The sequence below is a fragment of the Pseudoalteromonas sp. MER144-MNA-CIBAN-0113 genome (assembly GCF_040308965.1).
Classification (GTDB): domain Bacteria; phylum Pseudomonadota; class Gammaproteobacteria; order Enterobacterales; family Alteromonadaceae; genus Pseudoalteromonas; species Pseudoalteromonas tetraodonis.
Genome location: NZ_JBEOOG010000129.1, coordinates 1 through 4,630, shown reverse-complemented (window position 1 = coordinate 4,630; position 4,630 = coordinate 1). Strand labels below are relative to the sequence as shown.

At 36.1% G+C, this 4,630-nt stretch carries 6 protein-coding genes; 2 read left to right on the top strand and 4 right to left on the bottom strand.

The features are described from left to right. Positions 1-38 precede the first annotated feature (38 nt). The 4 genes from AAEY57_RS18720 to AAEY57_RS18705 all read right to left on the bottom strand — a co-directional run bounded on the left by AAEY57_RS18720 (position 39) and on the right by AAEY57_RS18705 (position 2,351). Positions 39-221 carry a hypothetical protein gene (locus tag AAEY57_RS18720; RefSeq protein WP_350608519.1) on the bottom strand — a complete coding sequence of 61 codons (183 nt, stop codon included), beginning with the start codon at positions 219-221 and terminating at the stop codon, positions 39-41. A 227-nt stretch (positions 222-448) separates the two neighbouring features. Beyond that, positions 449-757 carry a hypothetical protein gene (locus AAEY57_RS18715; protein WP_350608518.1) on the bottom strand — a complete coding sequence of 103 codons (309 nt, stop codon included), beginning with the start codon at positions 755-757 and terminating at the stop codon, positions 449-451. A gap of 50 nt (positions 758-807) precedes the next feature. After that, complete coding sequence (locus AAEY57_RS18710) at positions 808-1,962, bottom strand: hypothetical protein (protein ID WP_350608517.1); 1,155 nt, start codon at positions 1,960-1,962, stop codon at positions 808-810. Between the two features lie 80 nt (positions 1,963-2,042). Beyond that, positions 2,043-2,351 carry a helix-turn-helix domain-containing protein gene (locus AAEY57_RS18705; RefSeq protein ID WP_319021286.1) on the bottom strand — a complete coding sequence of 103 codons (309 nt, stop codon included), beginning with the start codon at positions 2,349-2,351 and terminating at the stop codon, positions 2,043-2,045. Between the two features lie 105 nt (positions 2,352-2,456). Here AAEY57_RS18705 and AAEY57_RS18700 point away from each other — a divergent pair, with 105 nt between their 5' ends. Beyond that, positions 2,457-3,041, top strand: coding sequence for a VspR family transcription factor (locus AAEY57_RS18700; protein ID WP_086996280.1), 585 nt, complete (start codon positions 2,457-2,459; stop codon positions 3,039-3,041). Next, on the top strand, positions 3,035-4,420 hold the full coding sequence (locus tag AAEY57_RS18695) for a DEAD/DEAH box helicase (RefSeq protein WP_350608516.1): 1,386 nt from the start codon (positions 3,035-3,037) through the stop codon (positions 4,418-4,420). The genes AAEY57_RS18700 and AAEY57_RS18695 overlap by 7 nt, the downstream gene beginning before the upstream one ends. Positions 4,421-4,630: the final 210 nt, after the last annotated feature.

The following is a 4,630-nucleotide window of genomic DNA, read 5'->3' as shown; positions in this document are numbered from 1 at the left end:
GATGTATAGCGATTTGATTTTTTCATAGTTCCAGTTTCTCAAGTTATTGAGTCTCTGGCAAACACGGGGCGATTCATTAAGCTTAAAACAATGTGCTTATATTCGGCTGACTCAACACTCCCGCGCAGTTTATTGGCGGCGTCCCAAAGGGATTCTTCAAACCCGACTTGTGTTTTTTTTGTGGCTTTTTTAGTTGCAGGCTTTTTTGATGCAGCGTCCATGTGGTCTCTCTTTGCAAGAATATCAATATAAATTATTGGCTTATCATACCGCAAAGGTCGTGGTTTTTTGAGTGTTATTTAGTAATAAATTGGTATTAAAAAAGAATGATGCGAAACAGGTTTAAAAGATAAGAAAATGAGCTGGTTTTAGGGATTTAGGCTTAGTAAATAAATCATACTCAATACTGCTTGAGTATGATTTATTATGAGCCGTTTTTTGCAGTTACCTATTGAGCATTATCGTCCATTAAGTTTTTAACTATTTTATCTAGCAACTTAGTGGAATTTGATATGTATAAATCATCAGCTTCATCAACTTTTTCTAAGTAGCTACTTGTTAGCTTTACCCAAGTACTAAATGATTTTATTTCACTGGTATTAAGTAATTCGATTAACGCCTCGTGGTGTTTACCTTTCTCCGCCATATAGCCAATACCAATTTTAGAATCGCTCTCATCTAGCAGTCGAATTGCCGACTTTGTTTGATTGACCTTATAAAGAACGTTTGCAACTTGGCGCTTCTCATAGTCAGTCATATGCTTTCGTTCTGGTATCACATAATAGACTAGATTAAATATGTTTGAGTTTAATTCATTAATATCTTTACCATTTTTTTGGCTAATGCTACCTGGTAATAAACTTCACTTTTGAATCTATCAGCTTCATGACTGCTTATATTTTTATTCTTACTTCTAATTAACTCAGACTCTGCACTTTGATTAAGTTTGTCCAAATCAATAATATCTAAGATTATGGGGTGCTTATATGCAAGTTCGTTAATGTACTCTAAATTAAAGTGAACTCTGCCTGCTGCATGTTCAGTTTGGTGGTAAAGTGAAAGCTCCGTTTTTATAATATCTATAATAGTTAAGTACGCTTTTTTAAACTTATCATCTACATTAAAGTGCGTGAGGTAACAGTCGAACGCCTCATTGTAGTGGTAAAGCTTATTATTAGTTGTTGTTGCGTCTTCTTTTTCTTCTATTATGGTGTCTAAAGTAGCTGAACATAAATCTGCTTTAAATGTTGGGTTATATTTAGCAAATAATTTAGTGGATCTTTGTGATGCGTATTGTCCGTAAAACTCAGCTTTAAAAAGATCTATTAATTCATTTGGGATAGGTAGCTCATTAATAAGGTACCCTTCAGCTATTGCTAGAGAGAGTTTTTCATTATACGTTTTGTAGTCGCTTTTTTCTTTTAGTAAGCGCACAGCTTCCTGATCTTTAAAGTTGAGCAACTGTAAATGCAAAATATATTCTTTTGCCTCATCAACCCCAGCAACTTGGCTTGCAATACGATTAAAGCTTTTTCGATCATTGCTTTTTGCATACGCGCTTAAAAGCGCTCCAAGTGTTTTTAGAAGTAGCTTTGGCTCGGCTTGATTAATATCGTCAAGCTTTGCTTCTAAAAGAAGATATGGATTAACTTTAACTGACTGGGCAAACTGCAACTCTTTTAGCCTCGCTCTAAATTGCTTTAAGTTGTGCTGGCCTATCAAACCAGAATTAAGCATTTCAAATACAATATTTGTCTCAACATAATCTGTATTTAAGGTATCAATATTAGACTTTATTTTATCACCAAGTACGGTTTGGCTTTTTGAGTCTAAGCTATCGTCGTTAAACTGATTGAGCATCAAAATTGTTTTTGAATAGACTGACTTGGCTTTTTCTTCAGATGAATCTGCGCATGCAGTTAGCACAAACAGAAGTAAGAATGAGGTAATAAATTTTTTCATCACTTTATAGTCCTTTATTTTGATAACTAATTCATTTTAGTTTTGGTAGGTATTTTGTAGTTTATTAACTTTATAAATTCTCAATTCTTTTCTTCCAATAAATCAATAAGCTTTCGCTTACCTTCTTCATCTAGCTTTTCAATTAAACACGCCAGTGTTGCACTTTCTTCTGACTCACAAAAAAAGTAATTTACGGGAACATTTAGCTCGGTAGCTAGCTTTTTTAAAGTAGCTAAGTCGGGCATATGGCGACCTGTTTCGTAATGGTTCATTCTGCCACTGGCAGAACTTGGATCCATCCCCATTTTAATACCTAACTCTTTTTGGCTTATTTTCATTCGCTTTCGAGCCTCTTTAAGACGCTCTGTAAAAAAGGATTTAACCTGCACCGTTGCTTCATCTTGGTAACTCTTACATTTAAATGATTGTCTAGTTTTTACATGAGCATGTATACTTAGTAATCCTAAGTTTATGGTGAGTGGTAAAGTTTAGCAATGAGTAAAAAAGCGAATATGAATGTATTTTTACATTTTCTTTTGGTAATCAAACAGATGGATAACTTCACTGTAACGCAAGCGAAAGACGCTTTATTACATGAACAATCAGCGTTTACTGATGCGGTGGAAACCCGAAAGTTTATATACCGTCAATTAACTCGTAATGTTGAAAAAGGACTATTAAAGCGAACCAATAAATTAAACAATGGAGTTAAAGAAGTTATTTACTCAAAAACGGAGTTATTTTTAAATTTAGCAATTGTGCCTAATTCTAGAGGAAGTAGAGCAAAAAAAATTTATATTCCTAACAATAACTCTACCAACGCCACAGCTGAAAATCTTGAAATTACTGAGTACCAAGAAGAGCTTAAAAAAGACTTACTAACATATGAAATTGATTTAAATACCGTGCTTGAAGAAGCTAAAGAGTACAAACGCCTTACTACGCGTTACCCTAAACTACATGAACAATTGCAACTGCATCACACTCAGGCTAAGGAAAGATCGATTAAATTACTTGGCAAAATAAATGCTTTGCAGACTTTACTGGGTAATAAAATAACAGAAAAACAGCCATGTTAAGGGCTTGGCAAACAGCCTGCTTATCGGTAGTTAAAAAACATTACTCTCAAAACCATAAACACTTTTTTTGTTTAGCTACACCAGGGGCTGGTAAAAGCGTATTGGCGGCAGAAGTTGCTGCTTATTTATTTGATACAAAGCAAATAGACTTTGTGATTTGTTTTTCACCCTCTAGTGAGGTTGCAAATGGCATTAGAAAGACGTTTGCTAAACGTTTAAATTGTAATTTTGACGGTATTATTGGCTCAGTTGGTTGCTCGTATACTTATCAAAACATGCGCTTTTTTAATGACGACTACTGGAAACTATTAAAGAACAACCGCGTGTTAGTGGTGTTTGATGAAATACACCATTGCGCTGGTTCAAGCATTGAGGATGCCAATGTATGGGGGCAAGATATTGTTAAAAATATTCAACAGCAGGCTGCTTTCACGTTAGCTTTAACAGGCACACCTTGGCGCTCTGACCTTCTCCCTATTGCATTAGCAACTTATAGCGACCCTGATAATAAAATTCAGTGCAATTACACTTACTCGCTGCAACAGGCCGTAAATGATGGCGTTTGTCGCAATCCTAAAATTGTTTTAATTGATAATGAAGAAATTTCGGTAACAACAGCAAAACAGGAAACTAAAACCTATAATTCATTAAAGTCTTTGCTAAAAGATCCATCGATTTCCTACCAAGATCTAATTAAGCACGAAGCTGTAATCAATTACATTGTTGCTCAAGGGGTAAGTAAACTTGCCACTATTAGGCAGCAGAATAGCAATGCCGCAGGGTTAATTGTTGCCTCTTCTGTTGAGCATGCAGAGCAAATAATGACTGTACTAACCGACCTTTTTCATCAATCAGCAACCATAGTTACTTACAAAGAAAGCGATGCCGCCGATAGAATCAGTCATTTTCGCTTTAGCAACACGCAATGGATTGTAAGCGTTGGCATGGTGTCGGAAGGTACTGACATACCAAGGCTACAGGTATGCTGCCATTTGAGTAGAGTTAAAACCGAGCTTTATTTTAGGCAGGTGCTTGGCCGTATATTAAGAGTAAATAGCTCGCCCAACCAAGAAGCTTGGTTATTCACCCTAGCCGAAGAAACACTAAGCACTTTTGCAAATAGAATTGACCAAGAGCTACCCGACACTTGTGTACTGATAAGAAATAACGCCATAGCGAATGAATATTTTGGAACAGAGACTCATAAAAAGACAAGCTCCACTACCACTAGGCCCGATAGTCAGCCGATTGCTGAAATTGATGATTTATTATTTTCATGGGGATCAAATCAGCTGAAAACTGAGCTTCAAGAAGCAAGCTTTTTACAGGCCTTTGGCGGATTTAGAGAGCGGGTAATAGAGACGTTTTTAGTAGGTTAATTTGAAGTAATTCACATCAGTTCAGATATTTTTTAATTATTAAGCTTAGGTTTATCTGGCAGGCCCCTATGAGCGAGCAGCGGACGGTCGCTCTAAAACACTTTTGGACAGAAATAAGTTAGAGCCGAAGGACGGCTCTGTGCCCAGACTGTGTGAAAACTCTGATCACCTTTTGGTCTAAGTATGTTCTGCTTATGATCTATTAATCTA

Excerpts from the sequence above, each read along its gene's own strand:
- AAEY57_RS18720 (WP_350608519.1), bottom strand. The coding sequence starts at position 221 with ATGGACGCTGCATCAAAAAAGCCTGCAACTAAAAAAGCCACAAAAAAA.
- AAEY57_RS18715 (WP_350608518.1), bottom strand. The coding sequence starts at position 757 with ATGACTGACTATGAGAAGCGCCAAGTTGCAAACGTTCTTTATAAGGTC.
- AAEY57_RS18710 (WP_350608517.1), bottom strand. The coding sequence starts at position 1,962 with ATGAAAAAATTTATTACCTCATTCTTACTTCTGTTTGTGCTAACTGCA.
- AAEY57_RS18700 (WP_086996280.1), top strand. The coding sequence starts at position 2,457 with ATGAGTAAAAAAGCGAATATGAATGTATTTTTACATTTTCTTTTGGTA.
- AAEY57_RS18695 (WP_350608516.1), top strand. The coding sequence starts at position 3,035 with ATGTTAAGGGCTTGGCAAACAGCCTGCTTATCGGTAGTTAAAAAACAT.